Here is a 22,061-nt window from a genome sequence, read left to right on the forward strand (position 1 = left end):
AAAATCTTGAGTAAAGTTAGATTTTTTTAGGCTAAAGCTAAAGATTATCCAGGGTTATCTTTACAAGAAATTTATATAAAATCATTAAAATCATGAGAAGCAAAGGACACGAAAATCTTTCCCCACAAGGATTACAGGTTCTAAAAAAATAAAATAACTCACTTATTAATATGTTTTTTTCAAAAAAAGGTCTCCAGGGGCTGGATCTCTTTGCATAAAAAATGTCATTATTATCAAAGTAAAGAAATATAGGATTTGATTGCGAAAATCAATAAGATTCTGGATTGCATCTATATAAAATGTAGAAAATCCGGTTTGCATTTATCTAAAATGCAAAGTAGCGTAACTGTTCTTAACAATTTGATTTCGCAATTTGATTTCACCCTCGTAAAGCCTCCCGTCAGGGTTATCGCCCCTCGGATTCTCACTCTTGTCAACCTTTAGCTTCTTGGAGCACTGATTATCATGTCTAAAATCGTCGAAGAAGTACGGACAGCCACCGCAACCGTTGATTTTCAACTTCCCACAACCCAAAAAGTTCACATTTCGACGTTTGTGGGTAATGGTGGTCATATTCCTGATGGTCATGGTAGCTTTCAGGATGACATTGTTATTACAGACAACTTCAAGATCACTGAGGTGAGCGTCACGCTGAAAAACCTTGTCCACACTTGGGTTGGCGACTTAACCGTGCGCTTGCGCCATTTGGAAAGTGACACGGTGGTTGAGCTGTTGCGCCGACCGGGTCAACCTTACTTTTCTTCGAGTGGCTATAGCAACGACCTCAAGGGTGATTACAGCTTCAACGACAACAACAACTACAAATTTGAGGTAGCAGCGGCAGAGAATTCTGTTATTCCCGGTGGCAGCTATACTTCACTCCAACCTCTGTGTGCGTTTAATAATCTGCCCGCCGCAGGCACTTGGCGACTCATCATCACTGATTGCTCTGCGGGTGACTCTGGTTCCCTTGGTTCTTGGAGTCTCAACTTGCGATAGAGATGAATCGACTCAACTCTGAAGGAACCTGCTTCTTCGAGGGAAGAGGTGATCACTCAGGGTTAGGCGGCCCATCATAAAGTGTAAGCACCAAGACTGACTAAAGCTCACAGCTCCAATTAAATATATCGGTTGACAACTCTCATATTTTCTGTGGGAGGGTATAAGAGTGTGCCGCAGGATGGAAAAGTCTGCTGAACGATCTACTACTAATCCATCGGAATTGGGTTGCTGACGCAATAGCAACCTACGGGGCTGAGCTTGTCTGATCTCAAATCCGTTAAATCACTCATTACACACAAACACAGAGGAGTATCAGGGGAGATAGCTTTTATTCTCCCCTGCTCCTACGTGCAACCCAGCCATAAATTTCCTGAACGACTTAAGTTGCATCAGGGCAAGTAAAGATGGAAAAACATTGCCAGCCTTGACTGTTTTTTCCTTCCACATCTTCTAGATTAAATGCACCCAAACAGAGGAAATCTGTAACTCTATCCGTTATCTAGGTAACTGTTCCTAAGGGATCATTATTCTACAATGATTCTTGCTATCAAAGCAATCAAAAATTAAGGGATTGGAGTTGGACTGGGTTAAATATCATGTTGATTTCTGCCAATCCGAATTCACAAAGCCCTCACGCTAAAGGTTGTTGCCGGGACACGACTTGGCGCTTGATTCGTCAACCGCTAAGCTTGGCTTAGGGCAACAGAGCGAGTGCTTTGTGAAACTGTTATTATTTTATCCAAGGGCTTCCCGAAACGGAGTGTAGGGCGACGCCCCCAAAAGTTAGAGCGTCGGCGTAAGCATAGCTCATGCTATCTTTTCACAAGCTTTTCACAATTTTTGTGTATAAAAACAGCTATATTCCTCAAGAAAATAGCGGGTGTTAAAACCCTCTTATTTCGTCCTCCCAAGGGCTTTCTTTATTAGAGATTAGCCAACTATGCCCTGAAGCAATAAAGATGTGATTGTCTCCTGGTCTGTTGATGCTGGAGACTGGCACAAGCGTGACGTTTGTGTCGAACGATGAGTGAGTTGCGTCGTGGAGGGGGCTAAGCCAGGAAACATCATATTAATCCATGATGATGGTGGCGATCGCTCGAAAAGTGTGCAGGCGTTACCCGAAATTATTGACCAACTCAGGCCGCACCGTTACCAGTTTGTGACGCTATATGTAATGTTGCAGATAAAAGACCAGGAACTTATGAAAAGCCCATGGTTTTATTAGAGAGTTGCGTTTAAATGCGCTGAACTTTTTTGCCAATGAACTGGAATAGGGTTGGTATTACAAGCTCTCCAAATTGTTCCGCTGAATCGGGGAGAGCGGTAATCTTAAATGTATTGATCGAGCTAACGATAAGACTTTTGTGGAGGAGGTGATTGACGTATAGAACGTCACTCAAGCTAAGCATTCAGAGTCAGAGATGGTATTCAACTTTAGCAATAGGATTGTATATCTTCACCACATTGATCGGCTAGGAAACAAAGAGCGCGAAAACGCAAGCCGACTAGCTGCTCGTAGAAAGGATTCAGTTTACACAAGGGGGGAATATGCCCAACTTTACGGCCAAAGATGATAATATCGCGCTCGAATGGGCACTGAGCGGGAATCACCCTAGCGAGAAATCGAGCCATATCAGGGTCATGAATCTCGATTCGATCAAGCCATTGGCGTAGCTGATGTAAGGCGTTGAATGAGAGTTTCGGTATTTGATGGCTTCTAGCTGATTGGGGGCTCTCATTAGAAGGGGTAGCTAAGCTAGCTAGGTGGTTAGATGGATTATTGGTGCAAATAGCATTCATGAATGTTTCCTCATTTGGGGTTAGTTAGTTGACGAATTTAACGATCATTTCCCGTAGGTCAATCACTTACCAACGAGAGATCGCTATAGGAGAATTGTCCATTAACCTCTCGCTCAGATGAAGTTGTACAAGCCATTAACTAGGATTTCTTGATCTTAAATAAGAAAAAGCAAAGCTTGTACTGAGCCAATCCAAAAATTACTAATAGTATTAATATGAAGTGGCTATATCTACTCTGTGTTATTCCTGAGTAAAAATATCAGTACCCGAAGGGGTAACTTTTGGCCTTGCTAGTTGTTGTCGCTATGACTTGGGAGAGAGCGAGGCCAGCAATAACAAGTCAATTTTTCCACTCTTTAGTTTGACTGGAATTTTGTATATTAAATTACTTATTTGATTGATATTAGAGTTAAATTTGACATAAAAAAGAGAGCAGGCTAGCGGCCTGCTCTACAAAAAAGTAATTATTGTGGGGGTTGGGAGCTTGCCCAACCCATTGATCCCAATAAATGTTACTTCACGCTGACCTTCGCGCCAGCTTCTTCCAACTGCTTCTTGGCGTCTTCAGCCGCATCCTTAGCAATTCCTTCCTTAACGGGTTTGGGAGCCGCTTCCACCAAATCTTTGGCTTCTTTCAGACCCAAGCCAGTCAGTGTCCGTACCACCTTAAGAATGGCAATCTTCTTATCAGCCGGAACGTCTTCGAGAATCACATCAAATTCAGTCTGTTCTTCGACTTCTTCCGCTGGGGCCGCCCCACCCGCACCAGGAGCCATCATCATCATGCCACCGACCGGAGCAGCTGCACTGACACCGAAAGCTTCTTCAATTTGCTTAACCAGTTCAGCGGCTTCGAGTAACGTCAGCGATTTGAGTTTTTCGAGAATTTCATCGGTTGTAGCAGACATTGGTAAACTCCTTTGAGATTAGTTTTCTAGCTAGCCCACGTAAATGGGCAATCAAAATACATTGGGAACTCTAGAGGCTCCCGATCGCGGTTTTAGGCCGCCTCACTATCGGAGGTGCCTTGCTCTTTGTCCGCGATCGCTTGCAGGCATCGACCCAGAGAAGCCGGAACCTCATTAATACTGACAGCAACCTTCGTTGTGACCGCATTAATCGCCCCAGCAATTTGGGCAATCAGTTGTTCCTTCGAGGGCAAGTCGCCAATCGCCTTGACTTGATCTTCGTTCAAGGCGCGACCTTCCATCACGCCGCCTTTGAGTTCGGTCTTTTTGCTGACTTTTTGAAAGTCTTGGTAAGCCTTAATCGCGCCGCTAATGTCGTCTTTGACCAGCATGAACGCGGATGAACCGGAAAGAAATTCCGTCATCGGTTGCCATTTGGCATCCTCTCCAATTGCCAGCCGCATTAGCGTGTTTTTGGTCACCTTGCAAACGGTGCCTGTTGGGCGTAAACGTCTCCGTAAGTCTGTAATTTCAGCAACGGTCAGCCCTTGATAGTTGATTACAACCGCTAGCTGAGCTTCACTCAAGATTTGCTTGAGATCTGCCACAACTGCCTGTTTGCTTTCAAGTGTTCTACCCATCGTTATCTCACCTCCTTTAAAAAGTTGCAGATTGAAGGTTAGTTGCAGGTTGTCGGTGACGCGATTGAAGGTTAACAGAGGTTTGAACTTTCAACTTTCAACCTTCAAACTTTCAACGTTCTACCCTTAAACCCTCGACCAAAACAAAACCCCAGACGCCATGCCGGGGTTTTACTTCGTATCTCGGACGCCACATCACTTCCATGAATGTCGGCGGCACAAGAGATACGCGAGCACATTGACCTCGGCAGGATATTAAGCCATTTGCACCTGCTGTCTTTAGCACAAGCTTTCTTTAGTTTTTCGGTCTGGAATTTTGAATCAGTCTAAACCTCAAATTTCAAGCTTAGGCCGCTTCACCCACCTTCATGTCGCGCAGGGCGTTGATATCGACTTGAATCGATGGCCCCATTGTGGAAGATACATACACAGTGCGCCAATAACGACCCTTGGCTCCTGAAGGACGGTTGCGGTCAATCGTTTCCTGCAAAGCTTTCAGATTCACTAGCAGGTCTTCGGCGCTAAAGGATGCTTTACCAAACAACACATGGACGATGCCGGTGCGGTCAGCCCTAAATTCTAGTTTACCAGCTTTGAATTCTTGAATCGCCTGGGCTAGATCAGAAGTCACGGTTCCACCTTTGGGAGAAGGCATCAAACCTCTTGGACCCAAAAGACGACCTAATTTTGCCACTTGGGGCATCACGTCCGGGGTAGCAATCAGGAGGTCAAAGTCCATCATGCCTTTTTGAATTTCGTCAATCAATTCCTCAGAGCCGACCAAATCAGCACCGGCATTACTCGCTTCCGTAACTTTCTCGCCTCTGGCAATCACAGCTACCCGTACCGTTTGGCCGGTGCCTTTGGGTAGCGCTACGGTCGTTCGCAGTTGTTGGTCAGTGTACTTCGGGTCAATTCCCAAACGGATATGTGCTTCCGCTGATTCCGGGAATTTTGCCGTTGCTGTTTCTTTTAAGAGGTTAAGTGCTTCTAAGGGATCGTAAGGTCGATCCTCGACCTTTTTTTGTAGTTCTTGTAGTCGCCGTGATAGCTTTCTCGTCATCTGTCTCTCCTGGGGTTACTAACGAAGCTAGCGCTTCTCCCCCGAATCGGGTTTACAACTAACTGGTTTGGGGTGAATCTTGAAGCGAGGGCACTAATCCGCGATCGCTACACCCATATTGCGAGCGGTTCCTTCTACAATTTTCATTGCAGCCTCAATATCATTGGCATTGAGGTCGGGCATTTTCGTTTGGGCGATTTCTTGGAGTTGCGCCCGCGTAATTGTCCCAACTTTCTGCTTATTGGGTTGACTCGCCCCTTTGGGAATTCCTGCTGCCTTTTGAATCAGCACAGATGCGGGTGGAGTTTTGAGAATAAACGTAAAGCTACGATCCTCAAACACCGAAATTTCGACCGGCACGACCATTCCCGCCTGATCGGCTGTTTTGGCGTTGTACTCCTTACAGAACGCCATAATATTGACCCCGTGTTGACCCAATGCCGGACCAACGGGCGGGGCAGGGTTGGCTTTCCCCGCTGGGAGAGCCAACTTAATCATTGCAACGACTTTTTTGGCCATTTCTAGCTAGTTTTTTGAACCTGGTTGAATTCCAATTCTACTGGCGTATCTCGTCCAAAAATCGAGAGTAACGCTTTCAGTTTGCTCCTTTCGGGGCTAACTTCAATCACCTCGCCTTCAAAATCTTTGAAGGGACCCGAAAGCACCACGATTTTGTCTCCGACTGCCATATCAATTTTGACAACCGGCTCTTGCTCCTGGGCTTGCTTGAAGATCCGTTCGATTTCTCCGGGACTCAGTGGCACGGGTTTTACATGTCCCCGTCCCCGTCCATAGCGACGTTTTTGTTCTGCCCCAACAAAATTAATCACATTTGGTGTGTTTTTAACAACCTGCCAGGCGTCGTCATCCATCACCATTTGGACTAATACGTAACCGGGGAAGACTTTTTCTTCGGAGTGTTGCCGAGAACCATCCTTCCGGATTTTCACCGTCGGCGTCTGCGGAATCTGCACTCTTAAAATCCGGTCAGCCACATCCAATGTTTGAATGCGCTGTTCCAGGTTGGTCTTGACTCGCTTTTCACAGCCAGAGGCCACCTGAACCGCATACCAGTGGGCGGTTTGAGTTTGTTCGGGTTGTTGATTTGAATCGTTTGATTCGTCTGCTGCAAAACTCATTGGGGTAAGAATACGCTCTGTGATACCCATACAAATAGGCCATCCACCAAATAGATTAAGGTGGCGCTTAAGATTACCATCAGTAGCACAGCTGCTGATTCGCTAATTAACTGCTGCCGACTCGGCCAAACGACTTTACCGAGTTCTTCTTTGGTGTCATCAAAGAACGTTGCTACGTTAAACCCGGATTCAGTGCTTTGAGTCTCTGATTCAGTTTTCGTTTTTTTTGCCACGACCTTAAATCTCCCCGTCACTCGATTTTAGATGCAAGATTCTTGGATTTATCTGCCCACAACGTTGATATTTGTGGGAGGACAGGGCGTTTACCCGGAGAAACCCAATCGCCAAGCCTCCATTAACGCAGCTTTAAGGTATCTCCGTGATGAGATACTTTGCAACCACTTCCACAACAAGTTTACCCGAATTTTTTGACTTTCATGGGAGAAGAACAGTCAAAGTAGTGCCTTCGGGCAGAAACGGAACTTTGTCTTTCTACATTGTATTGATTTTAGAGCGCGCCCTGGAGGACTTGAACCCCCGACATCAGGTTTTGGAGACCTGCGTTCTACCAACTGAACTAAGAGCGCACGGAGTGATTGGGGTAGTAATCTTAAACCCCTCACATCACATTATTTAGTTTAGCGCAGGGCGTCAACATAAAGTCAATGCCTTGCCAAATTAAGTTATATTCCCCGGTCGAAGCGTTGTTTGATGCGAGTCGCTTTACCCACGCGATCGCGTAAATAGAACAACTTCGCCCGACGCACCTTACCTCGACGGATAATTTTAATGCTCTCCACTCGCGGAGAATGTATCAAGAATACCCGTTCTACTCCGACTCCCTGAAAAACACGTCGTACTGTGATGGTTTCGTTGATACTACCGTTACGCATAGCAATTACGGTGCCTTCGTAAGGCTGTACCCGTTCTTTGCCACCTTCTCGGATTCTTACCCCAACCCGAACCGTGTCGCCGACATGAATCACGGGAAGGTTTGATTTCAGCTGTTCCGCTTCGATCGAGCGAATAATCTCTTGAGCCTTCATGGTTTTTTAATAAAAATCACAATCTCTAATAATAGCCTGTTCGTTAAGCTTGCGTCTAGAGATTTCCGAAAAACAATCCCACTTTTCAAAAAGTGGGATTGTTAATGTCTTCTCTTCGCTTACTAGCCAACCGTGAAGCACTTAGCAATACTGATGAACAGAAAGCTTCTCTGAGAAATTAGTAAAATGTGCTTCACCCAGTTGACCACCAACTTGACTAGAAGGTGAATGTGGTTCGGAGGGTACCGATAAAGATGTCGTCGTTGCGGCTATCATGACCCGGTGCCGTCAGCCAGATCACACCAGGAGTGATGAGAATATTGGGGGATAGTCTGAACCTATAGAAGCCTTCTAGGTGGAGGCTGGTGTCGCGATCGCTGCGACGACCCACATCAATCGCCTGAAGACCACCAATCCGACTGGCGAGAGCTGCACTACTCGTACCCGTCAGCTTGGGTTCCATACCCACCACAAAGCCGAGGGAGCTACCTTTCTTGCCAAAATCGTTGATCGAGAGTGTGCCGCCATATGTCCAAACATCTGCATCACCGACACCAATCACTCTGGCAGCCGTGTATGCACCCCAGCCACTCAAAATCAGTTTGGGACTGAAGGCAAAAGAGGCTTCTAGACCGTAGGAGTTACCAACCACAGGACGACCAGTAACTTGGACATTAGAAGCAATACTCCCTGTACCGTGATTGAGTCCTATACCGCTACCCGTGTACGAATTCACGTAAGTTGCAGCGATTTTGAAGGCCTCGAATGGCTTAAAGGATAGCTGAGCTAGAGCGCTGTAGTTGCCATCAAAAAGGCCAGCGCCTTCATCAGGATTGTTGCCCTCATCACTCGTATAAACTGCGTCAAATCGGAGAGGACGTTTTCCTCCACCCAAGGTTAATGCCGCCCCTGTCCCCTGACGACCCATACGATAGATGGGGCTAAAACGACCAAAGCGGGACAAAGCACCCGTACCACTGGAGTCTAAGCCAGGGTTGACTACATCCACAATGTCTTCAAAGGGAACCCCAAGGGCTAGGAGGTATGCTTGGCCGAAGTTTCCTAGTGGAAAGCGGTAGAATAATCGGTCGATCTCAATATTGTTGCCACTGCTATTCGGATCGCCAGTAAATGATGAGAAACCAAATCGACCCTCTCTGGTGATATTGGTACCTGGAGCAGCGGGCGTAGAACTTCTTAACGGGCCAAACTCAGTAACATTACCGGCCTGAAGACGAGTCCGCAATAAATCTTTCCCTGTGAAGCTGGTCTCGAAAGCAAGCCGTACCCGATCTTGGAAGACTGTCTCATCTCTGGCATAATCGCGATCGCCGGGAAAGGCTCTTCTCCCCGCCGCTTGATCGCCAAACAAATCGCTAATAGCGAAGATGACTTCACCGCGAAGCTTGGTCGTTGTCGAGAACTGGTGATCTTCTAAGAACGCTACCCGTCCGTCCAACTGATCCACTCGCGTTCCCAGGGCGGTTATTTCCGATCTGAATTCATCAACCAGCCGTTGCAGCGTTTCCAGATCCTGTTTAGTAACGAAGTTTTCACCACCACCTCCGACGAGCCGCTCAATTTGCTGTAAGCAGGCATTCAATCCAGCAGCAAATTCATAGCGTGTCATCGCTCGGTTGCCCCGGAAAGTACCATCGGGATAACCTGCAATACACCCATAGCGCTCTACAAGACTTCGCAGCGCTTCATAAGCCCAATCCGTAGGTCTGACGTCGCTCAGTTGGGTGACATTGGTGACTTGGTCAATCGAGTCAGCACTACCGTTATTTTCTTGATATTGCTGGATTTGCTGCAAAACTTCGCCAGATTCAGCGGTTGTGTTATCTGAGGCGGGTACCTGTTGAGCCAGGGTACTCTCAGCCCCGTTTACATTAACGCTAGGGTGGGTTGGGGTTTGTGGGGAAACGGAGGGTTGGGTCTGTGTAATCTCAGGTAGCTGGTTTGAGGCTTCAACTGCGCTCTCAGGTAGTGCAGCTCGGTCTGTTCCAGTGGCTACTGTTGGGTCAGGAACATTTTGGGAAGCAATAGGGCTGCTAGAAATAACTGGAGTTTGAGGCAGCTCAGTTGACGACGCCGTCGTAACTTCAGTAGAATTTCCCGTTGTCTGTTTGGACGAACTCTCTTGAGCATAAGCGCTCCCAGAAAACAATAGAGAAGCTCCCAGTACAACTGGACTGAGCCTTAGAATTTTCCAAAACAAGGTTGACATGATGCTTATTAATCCTCACACCGAATAGACGATCAAGAAACATGAAACGTGGATTCATCAGCCACAGAGTTCTTGATTTTATTAAACACCATCGAAATCACTACTCATAAATTAGAGTATCATCTTTTTTTATCTGACAATAATTTTTTGAAAATATTTACTGATTTCAAAAAACTTCTAGCATCCCTAAAACTAAACGAACAAAAATCACCTTTTATTTAGTCAATGAATTAAATACTTAGAGCAATGCCAGCTAGTTTTGTAATCTGGTACACATTTGAGCGAAGAGTAACAAGGAGTGGTTTTAAAATTCACTCGTGCCAAGGATTAAACACTATTGTGTTCGGCTTTACTGACCTAATAATCCCAACTTAAAAATTTTAATTTCAAGATAGTATAAACTAAAACTTGCTTTTGAACACACGGTCGCGGTACGTTTGGCAAACATCATCAAAGACTCCTGGGAAGAATTGAGGAAATAACTCAATCCCAGCCTATTCGCCATTTCGTATAAACGAGCCAGAGTTCTTGTAACGATAGTAGGGCGGTCAGTTTAGGAATTGGTAAGAGTTGGGTAATCCTGAGGTTAAGCCAGCATTAGTCATGACTGGATTGAGGAATCAAAGAGCCATGACCTTTTTGGATTTTTGACTTTTTCTATCGATGACCTGTGACAATGTAAGTCACTCGTTGACCAATGTTGGTGGCATGATCGGCCATGCGTTCCAAATGACGAATGACGAGAGCTAACAAGAGAATAGGTTCCACAACGCCTTTGATATCCTGTTGATGAGCTAGGGTGTGGTAAAGTGTGTCGTAAGCTGTATCGACTTTATCATCCAGCTCCTGAATCGAGCGCCCAGCGTTGGCGTCTAAATCGGCTAGCGCCACTAAACTGGTAGCGAGCATCGCTTGGGCATGATGAGACATCACCTCAATTTGAGGTAAGCAAGCATGAGGCGGGTAGGGTAAGAGTTTGAGGGCAAGTTCGGCTAAATCTTCGGCATAATCGCCAATGCGCTCTAAGTCTCGCACCAACTGCATAAACGCGCTGAGGAGGCGTAAGTCCTGAGCCACGGGGGCTTCAAGCGTCATCAGCGTGGCACACTCTAACTCAATATGGCGATAATAGCGATCAATTTGCTGATCGAGTAAGGGAAGGGCCTGGGCGGCTTCCAAGTTTTGGGAAAATAGAGCTTGGTGGCTCATACGGAAAGAGTTTTCAACCAATGCGCCCATACGCAAGACATCTTGCTCTAAGCGCCTGAGGCTGCGTTGAAAATGAAGACGTTCAGAATTGCTATTTGCAGAAGATAGACTCACCTCAAATGCCTTAAAGAATCAGAGCGAGTATTAACGACTATTTACAGTGATAGCAAATCAACGTTAACTTAAAGTAAATTTTTGCGATCGGGTAGTTGAATTTGTAACCAAGCCCCCCCCGTCTCCGGATGATTTTTCGCCTGGACAGTACCTCCGTGAGCTTGAATAATTTGTTGCACAATGGAGAGTCCTAAGCCACTACCACTGCTTCCGACGATGGTACAAGGCTCAGATGTACCTGGTGACTTTTGCCGTGAGGGATCTCCTCGGTAAAGCCGCTTAAAAACATGAGGTAAGTCTGATTCGGTGAAACCAGCGCCTGAGTCAATGATATCGATTTGAATCAGTGAGCCTGAAGCGTTGCGCTCAAGCTCGTCGGAGGCGTTGCCCAAGGGGAAAGAATCAATCGTCACCTCAACCTCACTATCGACGGCTGGTGCTTCTAGGCGAGTCACTTCAACCTGAATGGTTCCTTGAGGAAAGCTGTGTTTAATACTGTTATCGAATAAATTCAGAAAAACTTGGGTGAGGCGGGCTTCATCAGCTCTGATCCAGAGGGTGTCCAGGCCAAAATAGGCCAAACATAGTTGCTTTTGCTGTGCCAAAGGTTCCACAGTTAACCAGGTGGACTGAATTAAAGACCGCAGTTCTATCGACTGATAAGTGAGACTTTGGCTAGGGTTTTTCTCTAGATTGCTGAGTTCCAGCCAATTTTGAACAAGGTTGATCAGTCGGTTGGTTTCGTGCAGCAGTTGTTCAACCCAGCGGCGTGCAGGATTCTCCAGACGTCCTTCTAAAGCTTCCGCTACCAAGCGAATTGAAGTCAGAGGTGTTCTCAGTTCGTGGGCTAAGTCCGAAAACCACTGATTGCGGGATTGAGCGAGTTCGACGAGAGGTTGCCGATTTTCCAGAAAGACTCCAACGTGTCCGTGAGGGAGAGGCCAACTCGAAGCGCGTAAGGTGAGCGATTGTACATCCCCCATCGCTTCCCCATCTAAACAAGGAGGGTGAAAGACCCATTCTTGGATAGTCGGTTTTTGCTGATGACGAGTTTGTTCAATGAGCTGATCGAGTTCGTAGGAACGCACCAGTTCTAGTAATAAGCGTAGCTGTCTGGGTTCCCATCGATCAATCTGCAACAACTGACGCGCTTGCTCATTGCACCAGAGTAACCGATTCTCTTCATCGACCTGCAAGTATCCGACGGGTGCTACCTCTAGCAGTCGCCGCCCTGTTTGCAGTCTTTCTTCCAGCTTGGCTCGATGCTCATTGGCTAGCGCAATTTCTTGTCGCAAGCGAGAAACGGCTGACAGAGCTGTACTAGAGGCATCCGTCTGTAATACACCCAACATTTGTTCCAGTTGCCGTTGGAGTCGTTGCCTCTGCCAGAGGCAAAACCCAATTCCCACAGCCAGACCCAGTAGAAATGCCAGTAGGGTCATCGTTTATTGGTTGCAAGGTTGAAGATTTGCAGGTTGAAAGTTTAAACATTGTAACTTTTCAATACTGGCATAACACGTTCAACTCTCAACGGCTCAAACTCTATCACTGTGTCCGAGCGCCGCCAAGCTTCAACCTTCTTATTGCCCTGTTCAACCAAAGCGGTAGCCGAAACCCCGAACTGTAATCAGGTATTCTGGCTGACTGGGGTCTTGTTCTAATTTTTCTCGCAACCAGCGAATATGAACATCCACTGTTTTTGTGTCACCCAAAAAATCGGGCCCCCATACCTGATCGATTAACTGTTCTCGCGACCAAACCCGGCGCGGATAACTCATGAATAGTTCTAAAAGTCGGAATTCCTTGGGTGATAAATTAACTTCTTTCCCCCGAACCATGACGCGGCACTCTTGAGGGTAGAGGGTAACATCCCGCATTTGCAGCATGGGTGTTTGAGGCAAGGAGATCAGGCGTTGACGACGCAGTAAGGCACGGCAACGGGCAATCAGCTCGCGCATACTGAAGGGTTTGGTGAGGTAGTCATCTGCGCCGACTTCCAAGCCCAAAACCCGGTCTGTTTCACTGGCTTTGGCGCTGAGAATCAAGATAGGGACAAAGTTCCCCTGGTAACGTAACAAGCGACACAGATCTAATCCATTGATCTGAGGCAACATCAAATCCAAAATGAGTAAGTCAAATTGGAACTCCCCGTCTGCTGGCTCGCCATCTTGAAACAGTGCTAGTGCTGTACGCCCATCGATGGCCGTGGTCACCTCGAAGCCTTCTTCTTCTAAAGCTAGAACAAGCATTTCCCGAATTAAATCTTCGTCTTCCACGACCAGAATTCGCGTCGCTTGCGTCAGCTCTGGACGGGTAGGACTCTGCGGTAGATCGAGAGAAAGCATAAATTAAGTAACCGAGTGTTTTGAAGTTCTAAGCCAAGGTATACACCAAAACTACTCCCTCACACAGAGAAAAAAGGTCTAGGAATATACGTCTTCTTAGTACAGCTTTACACAAACCTGTAAACGCTAGCGTTTTAAGAGTTAATAAGTTTTGCTTGAGTTTGTTGCTGATGCCAACTTATTGCAATAATATTCACAGGATGTAATACAAGTCATACGCTTAGTATGACAGATAGAGGGGTTGACAGCATAAAGGCAGAGAGCTGTAGATTACGGCTCTCTTGCTTTCACTGTTTCATCGGTTGCAACCCTCAGGGTTATCTACTTCAGCTTCAATCTTATACGTCTCCAATCCCGTTGCGGCTTGGAGCTATAAGTGCATCGCTATCGTTACGGGTCGCTTTCTCGCAAGAGTCTACATCAGCCAAAATTGAGAGGACTTGCCGACGCGACAAACTCCTGCCATCGTCTACAGAGCATACAGAGCCTAAAGATTATCGACGCGAGACTAAAGAACAATGTTGCTACATTTGTGTACTTGGACAGAGGTTGAGGCTTATCTAAAGCAGTCTTCAGGAATTATTTTGCCCATTGGCTCAACTGAGCAACATGGGCCGACAGGGTTAATTGGCACTGATGCGATTTGTGCAGAAGCGATCGCCAAGGGTGTGGGCGAAGCCACTAACGCTTTAGTTGGCCCAACCATTAATGTCGGAATGGCACTGCATCATACGGGATTCCCCGGTACGATTAGCTTGCAACCGAGTACGCTAATTCAGCTAGTTCGAGATTATCTCAGTAGTTTAACCAGAGCGGGATTTACTAAATTTTTCTTTATTAATGGTCACGGGGGTAATATTGCCACCTTGAAGGCGGCTTTTGCTGAGAGTTACGCTCACTTAACAGACTTAAATATTCCTAACGCAGAACAGGTGCAGTGCCGTGTTGCTAATTGGTTCACCTGTGCCTCTGTCTATAAATTAGCGAAGGAGTTGTATGGCAACCAAGAGGGTTCCCATGCCACACCGAGTGAAATCGCCGTTACTCAGTATCTCTATCCTGAAGCGATCAAGGACGCCCCCTTACTCGCCTCTGCCGGTTCCGGACATATGATCTATGGTGCAGTAGACTTTCGACGGCGCTATCCCGATGGACGGATGGGTTCTAACCCATCTTTGGCGACGCCGGAACATGGAAGACAATTTTATGAGCAGTCGGTGAAGGAATTGAGTAGTTGCTATTTGGAATTTTTGAGTGCGGATTGATGGGTTGAAAGTTAGCAGGGCGAAAGTTCGCAGGTTACAAAGACTAGTATCAACCTTGCAAACCTTTAACCTTCCAACCTTCCAACCTTCAAATCTCTGACATCTCCTCATCATCCTCATCATCCTCATCATCCAAATTCTGGCGCAAACCTCCAGGCAAGGCGGCAATAATAGCATCGAGTACTCTAGCAACCGGGATGATTTCTAAACCCATATCCGGTAAGGTTTGTCCTTTGGGAATAATCGCTCGCTTAAAGCCTAACTTGGCGGCTTCTTTTAGGCGGAGTTCCATTTGAGAAACTAGCCGCACTTGTCCACCTAAGCCCACTTCACCGATCATCACCGTGCGGGGATCGACAATGCGATCGCGAAAACTGGCAACAACTGCGATCGCAACGCCCAAATCTGCCGCCGGTTCCTCAACGCCTAACCCGCCCGATGTGGCAACGTAGGCATCTAACTTCGATAGGGGAATCCCCACCCGCTTTTCCAAAACCGCGAGAATTTGTTGCAATCGGTTATAGTCTACACCTGTGGTTGAGCGACGAGGTGAACCGTAACTAGCAGGACTCACTAGCGCTTGCAACTCCACCACGAGTGGACGGGTGCCTTCACAAGCCACAACGGTAGCTGTGCCGGGACTACTTTCATCTCGGTTGCCTAAAAACAGCTCAGAGGGATTAAGGACTTCCTGCAAGCCTTTATCCACCATTTCAAAAATGCCGATTTCGTGGGTAGCACCAAAGCGGTTTTTGACAGAACGCAGCAAGCGATGAGAGGCAAAGCGATCGCCTTCAAAATACAACACGGTATCCACCAAGTGTTCTAATACTCTTGGGCCTGCGATCGCGCCTTCTTTGGTAACGTGTCCCACAATCAGCAGCGTAATATTCTCGCGTTTCGCTACCTGCATTAGCGCTGACGTACATTCCCTCACCTGCGCTACTGAACCGGGAGCAGAAGTTAAGGCGGCGAAGTACAGCGTCTGAATACTATCAATCACAGCAACCTGCGGCTTGAGGGACTCCAACTCCCGTAGCACTTCCTCCAAATCGGTTTCTGGGAGTACGTAGAGGCTTGCATCCGCATTGGGTTGGGATGGTGTTCCTGGAGTTGCTTGGCTTTGTGAACCCACAGAGTCTTTGTGTCCGTTCTGGGATGACTTCCCCCGCTTTTTGACGGCACCGCTAGATTCCTCCTCTTCGACGGGTTTAGCTCCAACGCCCAAGCGAGAGGCTCGTAGTTTTACCTGTTGTCCTGATTCTTCTGCACAAACATAAAGGATACGATGGTTGTGCGCTAGCTGATTCGCCACTTGCAGCAGCAGCGTCGATTTCCCAATTCCTGGATCGCCACCAATCAACACCAACGAGCCAGGTACAATCCCTCCCCCTAGTACGCGATCGAGTTCACTGTAGCCGGACGCAAACCGCATCTGGACATTGTTAGAAATTTCCGAGAACTTCAGCGACGATCTCGGTTGGGCTGGCCCTTTAGTGGCTGACTTGCGATCGGAACGGGTATTAGATTGCCAACCGCCCCGATTAATATTGGGAGGGGTTGAAGTTAAAACCTCTTCTTCTAGGGAGTTGTAGGTGCCGCAGGCTGAACATTTACCAAACCATTGTGAGAAGTTTTCCCCACATTGGTTACATATATATACAGATTTAGTCTTTGCCATCCTGAGCCAAGGAAGTGTTAAGGATTATTAAGGAAATCTTAATAATTAAAGAAATAGGTAAGATAAGCGGCAAACCACCAACAGATAGAGCATTCAACTCTTAAAAAAGCTTCTTATAGCGTTATATCTTAGAGATAAGCTACTCAATAAATTAACAATTCGCCGAGTATCTTTTGGGAGTACTGAGTCAATTGGAAAATCATAAGGAAAAAATCCTCGTTGTTGATGATGAAGCCAGTATCCGCCGCATCTTGGAAACGCGTCTTTCCATGATTGGCTACGATGTTGTCACAGCAGCCGATGGAGAAGAAGCTCTGGAAACCTTTCGTAATGCAGACCCTGACCTAGTGGTTTTGGATGTAATGATGCCGAAGCTCGACGGTTACGGGGTTTGTCAGGAATTGCGAAAGGAATCCGATGTCCCCATCATCATGCTAACGGCATTAGGGGATGTTGCCGACCGAATTACAGGTCTGGAATTAGGGGCAGATGACTATGTTGTCAAGCCCTTTTCGCCGAAAGAGTTGGAAGCCCGCATCCGCTCTGTATTACGGCGGGTTGACAAGGTAGGCGCTTCTGGGATTCCCAGTTCTGGCGTCATCCACGTCAGTCTGATCAAAATCGACACCAACAAGCGGCAGGTGTATAAGGGAGATGAGCGCATCCGGCTCACCGGTATGGAGTTCAGTCTCCTAGAGTTATTAGTCAGCCGTTCTGGGGAACCCTTCTCGCGATCAGAGATTTTGCAGGAGGTGTGGGGTTACACACCAGAACGCCATGTCGATACCCGCGTGGTGGATGTCCACATCTCACGGCTACGGGCGAAGCTGGAAGACGACCCCAGCAATCCTGAGCTGATTTTGACCGCACGCGGGACGGGCTATTTGTTCCAGCGAATTATTGAACCAGGGGAGGAGTGAAGTATGAAGTATGAAATAGCCTTTGCTTGGAGAATACAAATAATGTAAATTCTTCAGCCTTTATCCTTCATCCCTTTACACAAGCATGGCTAAACCTGATCAAAACTATGTACTGCGACAACTTCCGTTGGTTGTGGGAGGCGTTGCAGGAGTTCTGCTGCTGACTAACCGTGTGTTGACGCCTCAACTCACGGAATCTCAGGCACGTTCAGATGCTTTAGGAGTGATTTTAAGCGCAGTGTTGATTTTGACAGGTTTACTGTGGCAGCAGGTACAGCCGCGATCGCCGGAAGCGGTTAACCTGATCGGAGAGGAGGGGTTGGAATTAGCACCTGAACTACCGGAACAGGTGAAGATTGAACTCGCATGGGCGTCACATCTGTTGCTGACGAATACAGTGACGCGATCGCTAGTGGTGTTCTATCAAGGTAAGGTTCTGTTGCGTCGAGGTGTTTTAGGCGTTAACCCAGAAGTCAAACCAGGAGCTATTTTGAGCCGAGTCATGGGAAAACAAAAGCCTGTTTACTTAGTGGATCTCAAGCTATATCCTGGACGCATTGAATTTGACTACCTGCCAGAAAATACTCAAGGAGTCATCTGCCAACCAGTTGGCGATCAGGGGGCACTGATTTTAGCGGCGAATGCCCCCCGCAGTTACACGAAACAAGATGAGAATTGGATCGAGGGGATTGCAGACAAACTGGCCAATACCCTCAGCCGATTTGCCGATGATTTCGCCACTGCTGAAGGTTAAATATTGATGACAATTCTTTACTGGATACTGATTGCTGTGATGTTGGTGGGTGTTGTCGGGGCAGTGGTTCCCGGCATTCCTGGCCCTAGCTTGATTTTAGGAGCAATTTTAGTTTGGATTATCGTTCAGGTGAGCCAGGGTGTGGCGAATGTAAACTGGCTACCCCTGATCTCGATATTTTTGATTTTGATTTTGAGTGCTGGAGTTGAATTTTTAGCCACTTACTGGGGGGCTAGACAAGCGGGTGCCAGTAAATGGGGGCAAATTGGTGCCTTTGTGGGGTTATTGTTAGGATTTTTCGGTCTTCTGCCAGCTTGGCTGTTTGGAGGGCCACTGGTGGGTATTCTGATTGGCCCTCTGTTGGGAGCTATTGTTGGAGAGTTTATCTATCGGCGGGAATTGCCGCTCTCAGAAAGAACGCAGCAGTCGGTTAAGGCGGGTGTGGGAGTGGTTGTGGGTTCGCTGATTGGGAATTTAATTGAAGGGTTGCTTGCGATCGTCGCAGTGGTCATTTTTGTCGTCTCCACTTGGCCTCCAGGAGCTGGGGTATAAGAAATTTCAATGAAATCCTTACGAATGGGGCAACCATGCGGAATTGCACCTCTGTTTAGTGTGATTTTTAGCACATTGCTTCCTAGATGTGGTGTGTAGACAGGTTATACTACAGGTCTTTGTGTCTATTGGATAACATGGAACAAGCTAAAATCACTTTTGCCAAGGAAATTGGATTTAGAAAAGAACTAAATCGAAGAGTTAAGGATTATTTTAAATCTGAAAATATTTCCCCTAGAGATAATCCGGCAATGTACCTTAAAACAGCCATTCTGTTGGCGTGGATGATCTCAGCTTGGACATTCATACTTTTCGCTCCTGTATCAGGTTGGATGAGATTAGTCGGCTGCGTGATTCTCGCTTTTGCAATGGCGGGATTTGTCTTTAATGTGGGTCATGATGCCAACCATGGAGGATATTCCAACAATAAATATGTCAATTCCATTTTGGGTTTGACATACGATTTTATGGGGCTTTCCAGTTATTTATGGAGATATCGTCATAACGTTCTGCATCATACTTATACCAATATTCCTGGTCATGATGTTGAAATCGATGGGGATGGCTGGGTGAGAATGTATCCTACACAAAAATACCGCTGGTACTATCGGTTTCAGCATATTTACATCTGGTTCATTTATTGTTTTGTCCCTCTCTATTGGTCTTACTGCGATGTAGATTTGATTTTACGAAAGGGCAAATACCACGAGCATTTCATCCCAACACCCAAACTTTCAGAGAAGATTACGCTACTGGGATTTAAAGTTATTTGGCTGGGTTACGTGATTGGTATCCCCTTAGCTGTGGGATATACCCCCTGGCAAGTATTTCTGGGTGTAGCGCTTACCTTTATGACCTATGGGTTGGTCATTAATATCGTCTTTATGCTGGCTCATGTGCTGGATTCAGCCGAGTTCTTAACCACTGAGTCGGAGGTCGTCAAAATTGAAGATGAATGGGCGATTTTCCAATTAAAGACAACAGTAGACTTTGCTCCGAAAAACCGATTCATCAATTGGTATGTCGGTGGACTCAATTATCAAGCGATTCATCACCTATTTCCCAAAGTTTGTCATATTCATTACCCCAAAATCGCCAAAATTGTGCAAGAAGTTAGCCAAGAATTCGGGGTGGAATATAAGGTGTATGAAACCTTTGGAGGAATTTTGAGTTCTAATTATCGCTGGTTGAAAGCACTAGGACGTTCGCCTAAGACAGCGAAGTCTGTCAGTGTTGTGAATTCAACTGTATAAAAGATGACATCGGCTGGCTCCTTATGGAGCCAGCTTGTTCTCAGCGTTAAACTTTAGTAGCTATCATTTTCGCCAACAGTCACCCTTTCCAAGCGATGGTTGGCTCGGTTGAGCCGATCTGCGATCGCCTGTCGCCAGACCAACGTCACTTTTGGGTCTGCTAACACATCTTGAGCTAGTTGCCGATAGAACGCACTACTTGCAACATCTAAATCCTCCAGAAGTTTCAGGTTTTCATAGACAGTTTGAGGAGAGATCAGAACCATAATTCCCTTCCTTGTAACGATCTCAACAACATATTGGATCTTTCAAGAAGGCAGCAGGCCAAAGAAAGAAGACTCTTATGTACCAATTGTTGAGGAATTGTGACCCCTCTCAATTGGAAGCCACTAAATCAAAGATTTGTTGATAGGCTTCACACCCTTACTCCATAAAAGTCGTGGGCAAAGTTCTCTTATGCATTCCTTCTGCCTTCTGCCTTCTGCCCTGTGCCTTTTTAGGTGACAATCCACCTTCCAATCACCAGAATCTCGATGAAGAGTTTGCTAGAGATTGAACAGAATTGTCCTCAAGGCAGGTCGGTACTACCCATCAGGTAAAGGTCGCACTCACGCGCTGCACCCCGCCCTTCGTTAAACGCCCAAACGACAAGGCTTTGACCCCGACGGCAGTCACCCGCCGCGAAGACTCCAGGGATACTGGTGGCGTATTTACCGTAGTCGGCTTTTACATTGCTGCGTGGGTCGCGTTCAAGGCCGAGGGCATCGAGCAGGGGTTGCTCAGGGCCGAGGAAGCCCATTGCCAGTAGGACAAGTTGTGCAGGTAAGACTTTTTCAGTGCCAGGGACATGTTTCGGAATGAACTGGCCTTTCTCGTTTTTCTCCCACTGAACTTGTACGGTATGGACGGCTTTGACATTGCCGTTGTCGTCGCCCTCGAACTTGGTCGCAGTGGTGAGATAGGTACGGGGGTCGGCACCGAACTTGGCAGCAGCTTCCTCCTGTCCGTAGTCCATTTTGTAAACTTTGGGCCATTCAGGCCACGGGTTGTCAGTTGCCCGTTGCGATGGGGGTTGGGGCAAAATTTCCAGTTGTACGAGGCTGTTACAGCCGTGGCGAATCGACGTACCCACGCAGTCGGTACCAGTGTCACCACCGCCAATGATCACCACATCCTTGCCTTCAGCCGAGAGGGGGCTATGGGATTGCTTGTCCAGAACTGCCTTAGTGTTTGCCGTCAAGAAGTCCATGGCAAAGTGGATGCCTTTCAAATCACGCCCTTCGATAGGCAGGTCACGAGGCTTTGTGGCACCCGTGCAGAGCATGACGGCGTCGAATTCCTTGAGGAGATTTTCCACTGGTAAGTCTTTACCGACTTCGGTGTTGCAGACAAACTTCACGCCTTCTTCCTCAAGCACGTTGAGGCGGCGCAAAACGACTTGCTCCTTGTCCAGTTTCATGTTGGGGATGCCATACATCAGCAGCCCTCCCGGACGGTCGGCACGTTCAAACACAGTGACCCAATGACCCGCTTTGTTAAGCTGAGCCGCCGCACTCAAACCCGCAGGGCCGGAGCCAATCACCGCCACTTTTTTCCCGGTGCGCTTGGCTGGGGGTTCGGGTGTAATCCAGCCTTCATCCCATCCTTTTTCGATAATCGAGTACTCGATGTTCTTAATGGTGACGGGGGGGTTATTAATACCCAGTACACAGGAGCCTTCACAGGGTGCGGGACAGACGCGACCGGTAAATTCGGGGAAGTTATTCGTTTTGTGCAGGCGATCCAGTGCCTCGCGCCAAAGTCCGCGATAGACGAGGTCGTTCCATTCGGGGATCAGGTTATTGATGGGGCAACCACTCGCCATGCCGCTGATTAGGGTGCCCGTGTGGCAAAAGGGAATGCCGCAATCCATACAGCGTGAGCCTTGGGTGCGGAGATTCTCCTCTGGCATGTGTAGGTGGAATTCGTCCCAGTTGTGAATGCGATCGAGGGGCGCAAGTTCAGAGGGTGATTCCCGCAAGAATTCGATGAAGCCAGTTGGTTTTCCCATGATATTGTCTCAGTTGAAATTAGTGTCAGTGTAATGAACTACGCCCCCAGCCTTGCGGTCTAACAAGGGGCTTAAGCCCCTTGTCTGGG

22 protein-coding genes, 1 tRNA gene and 1 other annotated feature are annotated in these 22,061 nt (G+C 47.2%); of the genes, 7 read left to right on the plus strand and 16 right to left on the minus strand.

Annotated elements, in window-relative coordinates; genetic code table 11:
- Nucleotides 1-465: 465 nt before the first annotated feature.
- Nucleotides 466-999 carry a proprotein convertase P-domain-containing protein gene (locus NDI48_26400; GenBank protein MEP0834700.1) on the plus strand — a complete coding sequence of 178 codons (534 nt, stop codon included), beginning with the start codon at nucleotides 466-468 and terminating at the stop codon, nucleotides 997-999.
- A gap of 1,042 nt (nucleotides 1,000-2,041) precedes the next feature.
- The gene (locus NDI48_26405; GenBank protein MEP0834701.1) at nucleotides 2,042-2,227 is read left to right on the plus strand and encodes a hypothetical protein; all 186 of its coding nucleotides are present in this window, start codon (nucleotides 2,042-2,044) and stop codon (nucleotides 2,225-2,227) included.
- Between the two features lie 209 nt (nucleotides 2,228-2,436).
- Here NDI48_26405 and NDI48_26410 read toward each other — a convergent pair whose 3' ends face one another.
- The 13 genes from NDI48_26410 to NDI48_26470 all read right to left on the minus strand — a co-directional run bounded on the left by NDI48_26410 (nucleotide 2,437) and on the right by NDI48_26470 (nucleotide 13,497).
- Nucleotides 2,437-2,802: a Mo-dependent nitrogenase C-terminal domain-containing protein gene (locus tag NDI48_26410; GenBank protein ID MEP0834702.1), complete on the minus strand. Its 366-nt coding sequence runs from the start codon at nucleotides 2,800-2,802 to the stop codon at nucleotides 2,437-2,439.
- Nucleotides 2,803-3,314: 512 nt separating this feature from the next.
- Nucleotides 3,315-3,710: a 50S ribosomal protein L7/L12 gene (gene rplL, locus NDI48_26415; GenBank protein MEP0834703.1), complete on the minus strand. Its 396-nt coding sequence runs from the start codon at nucleotides 3,708-3,710 to the stop codon at nucleotides 3,315-3,317.
- Between the two features lie 92 nt (nucleotides 3,711-3,802).
- Nucleotides 3,803-4,351, minus strand: a complete 549-nt coding sequence (gene rplJ / locus NDI48_26420; GenBank protein ID MEP0834704.1) for a 50S ribosomal protein L10 — start codon at nucleotides 4,349-4,351, stop codon at nucleotides 3,803-3,805.
- 134 nt (nucleotides 4,352-4,485) lie between these two features.
- Nucleotides 4,486-4,652 (minus strand) — a sequence feature (ribosomal protein L10 leader region).
- A gap of 45 nt (nucleotides 4,653-4,697) precedes the next feature.
- On the minus strand, nucleotides 4,698-5,414 hold the full coding sequence (rplA, locus tag NDI48_26425; protein ID MEP0834705.1) for a 50S ribosomal protein L1: 717 nt from the start codon (nucleotides 5,412-5,414) through the stop codon (nucleotides 4,698-4,700).
- A 93-nt stretch (nucleotides 5,415-5,507) separates the two neighbouring features.
- Complete coding sequence (gene rplK, locus NDI48_26430; GenBank protein MEP0834706.1) at nucleotides 5,508-5,933, minus strand: 50S ribosomal protein L11; 426 nt, start codon at nucleotides 5,931-5,933, stop codon at nucleotides 5,508-5,510.
- Between the two features lie 2 nt (nucleotides 5,934-5,935).
- Nucleotides 5,936-6,553 (minus strand): transcription termination/antitermination protein NusG, encoded by a 618-nt coding sequence (nusG, locus tag NDI48_26435; protein ID MEP0834707.1) that lies wholly within the window; start codon nucleotides 6,551-6,553, stop codon nucleotides 5,936-5,938.
- A complete protein-coding gene (secE, locus tag NDI48_26440; GenBank protein ID MEP0834708.1) occupies nucleotides 6,550-6,786 on the minus strand; it encodes a preprotein translocase subunit SecE in 237 nt (78 codons plus the stop codon). The genes nusG and secE overlap by 4 nt, the downstream gene beginning before the upstream one ends.
- Before the next feature lie 281 nt (nucleotides 6,787-7,067).
- Nucleotides 7,068-7,140: transfer RNA gene (locus tag NDI48_26445), tRNA-Trp, on the minus strand.
- A gap of 96 nt (nucleotides 7,141-7,236) precedes the next feature.
- On the minus strand, nucleotides 7,237-7,599 hold the full coding sequence (gene rplS, locus NDI48_26450; protein ID MEP0834709.1) for a 50S ribosomal protein L19: 363 nt from the start codon (nucleotides 7,597-7,599) through the stop codon (nucleotides 7,237-7,239).
- A gap of 217 nt (nucleotides 7,600-7,816) precedes the next feature.
- Nucleotides 7,817-9,829, minus strand: coding sequence for an iron uptake porin (locus NDI48_26455; GenBank protein ID MEP0834710.1), 2,013 nt, complete (start codon nucleotides 9,827-9,829; stop codon nucleotides 7,817-7,819).
- A gap of 657 nt (nucleotides 9,830-10,486) precedes the next feature.
- Complete coding sequence (phoU, locus tag NDI48_26460) at nucleotides 10,487-11,152, minus strand: phosphate signaling complex protein PhoU (GenBank protein MEP0834711.1); 666 nt, start codon at nucleotides 11,150-11,152, stop codon at nucleotides 10,487-10,489.
- 68 nt (nucleotides 11,153-11,220) lie between these two features.
- Entirely contained in the window at nucleotides 11,221-12,594 is a 1,374-nt protein-coding gene (locus tag NDI48_26465) for a PAS domain-containing sensor histidine kinase (GenBank protein ID MEP0834712.1), read from the minus strand.
- 150 nt (nucleotides 12,595-12,744) lie between these two features.
- Nucleotides 12,745-13,497, minus strand: a complete 753-nt coding sequence (locus NDI48_26470; protein MEP0834713.1) for a response regulator transcription factor — start codon at nucleotides 13,495-13,497, stop codon at nucleotides 12,745-12,747.
- 518 nt (nucleotides 13,498-14,015) lie between these two features.
- Here NDI48_26470 and NDI48_26475 point away from each other — a divergent pair.
- Nucleotides 14,016-14,762, plus strand: coding sequence for a creatininase family protein (locus NDI48_26475; GenBank protein ID MEP0834714.1), 747 nt, complete (start codon nucleotides 14,016-14,018; stop codon nucleotides 14,760-14,762).
- A gap of 88 nt (nucleotides 14,763-14,850) precedes the next feature.
- Here the strand turns inward: NDI48_26475 and radA are convergent, their stop codons facing one another.
- Entirely contained in the window at nucleotides 14,851-16,443 is a 1,593-nt protein-coding gene (gene radA, locus NDI48_26480) for a DNA repair protein RadA (GenBank protein ID MEP0834715.1), read from the minus strand.
- Nucleotides 16,444-16,634: 191 nt separating this feature from the next.
- Between radA and NDI48_26485 the strand changes: the two genes are divergently transcribed.
- The 4 genes from NDI48_26485 (at nucleotide 16,635) to NDI48_26500 (ending at nucleotide 19,922) form a co-directional block, all read left to right on the plus strand.
- Complete coding sequence (locus NDI48_26485; protein MEP0834716.1) at nucleotides 16,635-17,363, plus strand: response regulator transcription factor; 729 nt, start codon at nucleotides 16,635-16,637, stop codon at nucleotides 17,361-17,363.
- An 85-nt stretch (nucleotides 17,364-17,448) separates the two neighbouring features.
- A complete protein-coding gene (locus tag NDI48_26490; GenBank protein MEP0834717.1) occupies nucleotides 17,449-18,117 on the plus strand; it encodes a cofactor assembly of complex C subunit B in 669 nt (222 codons plus the stop codon).
- A 6-nt stretch (nucleotides 18,118-18,123) separates the two neighbouring features.
- Complete coding sequence (locus NDI48_26495; GenBank protein ID MEP0834718.1) at nucleotides 18,124-18,669, plus strand: DUF456 family protein; 546 nt, start codon at nucleotides 18,124-18,126, stop codon at nucleotides 18,667-18,669.
- Nucleotides 18,670-18,806: 137 nt separating this feature from the next.
- Nucleotides 18,807-19,922 carry an acyl-CoA desaturase gene (locus NDI48_26500; protein ID MEP0834719.1) on the plus strand — a complete coding sequence of 372 codons (1,116 nt, stop codon included), beginning with the start codon at nucleotides 18,807-18,809 and terminating at the stop codon, nucleotides 19,920-19,922.
- A gap of 53 nt (nucleotides 19,923-19,975) precedes the next feature.
- On the opposite strand, the gene NDI48_26505 is transcribed toward NDI48_26500, so the two are convergent.
- Nucleotides 19,976-20,188 carry a hypothetical protein gene (locus NDI48_26505; GenBank protein MEP0834720.1) on the minus strand — a complete coding sequence of 71 codons (213 nt, stop codon included), beginning with the start codon at nucleotides 20,186-20,188 and terminating at the stop codon, nucleotides 19,976-19,978.
- A gap of 302 nt (nucleotides 20,189-20,490) precedes the next feature.
- Nucleotides 20,491-21,972: a glutamate synthase small subunit gene (gene gltD, locus NDI48_26510; protein ID MEP0834721.1), complete on the minus strand. Its 1,482-nt coding sequence runs from the start codon at nucleotides 21,970-21,972 to the stop codon at nucleotides 20,491-20,493.
- Nucleotides 21,973-22,061 lie beyond the last annotated feature (89 nt).

It is taken from the genome of Microcoleus sp. AS-A8 (genome assembly GCA_039962225.1).
Lineage (GTDB): Bacteria > Cyanobacteriota > Cyanobacteriia > Cyanobacteriales > Coleofasciculaceae > Allocoleopsis.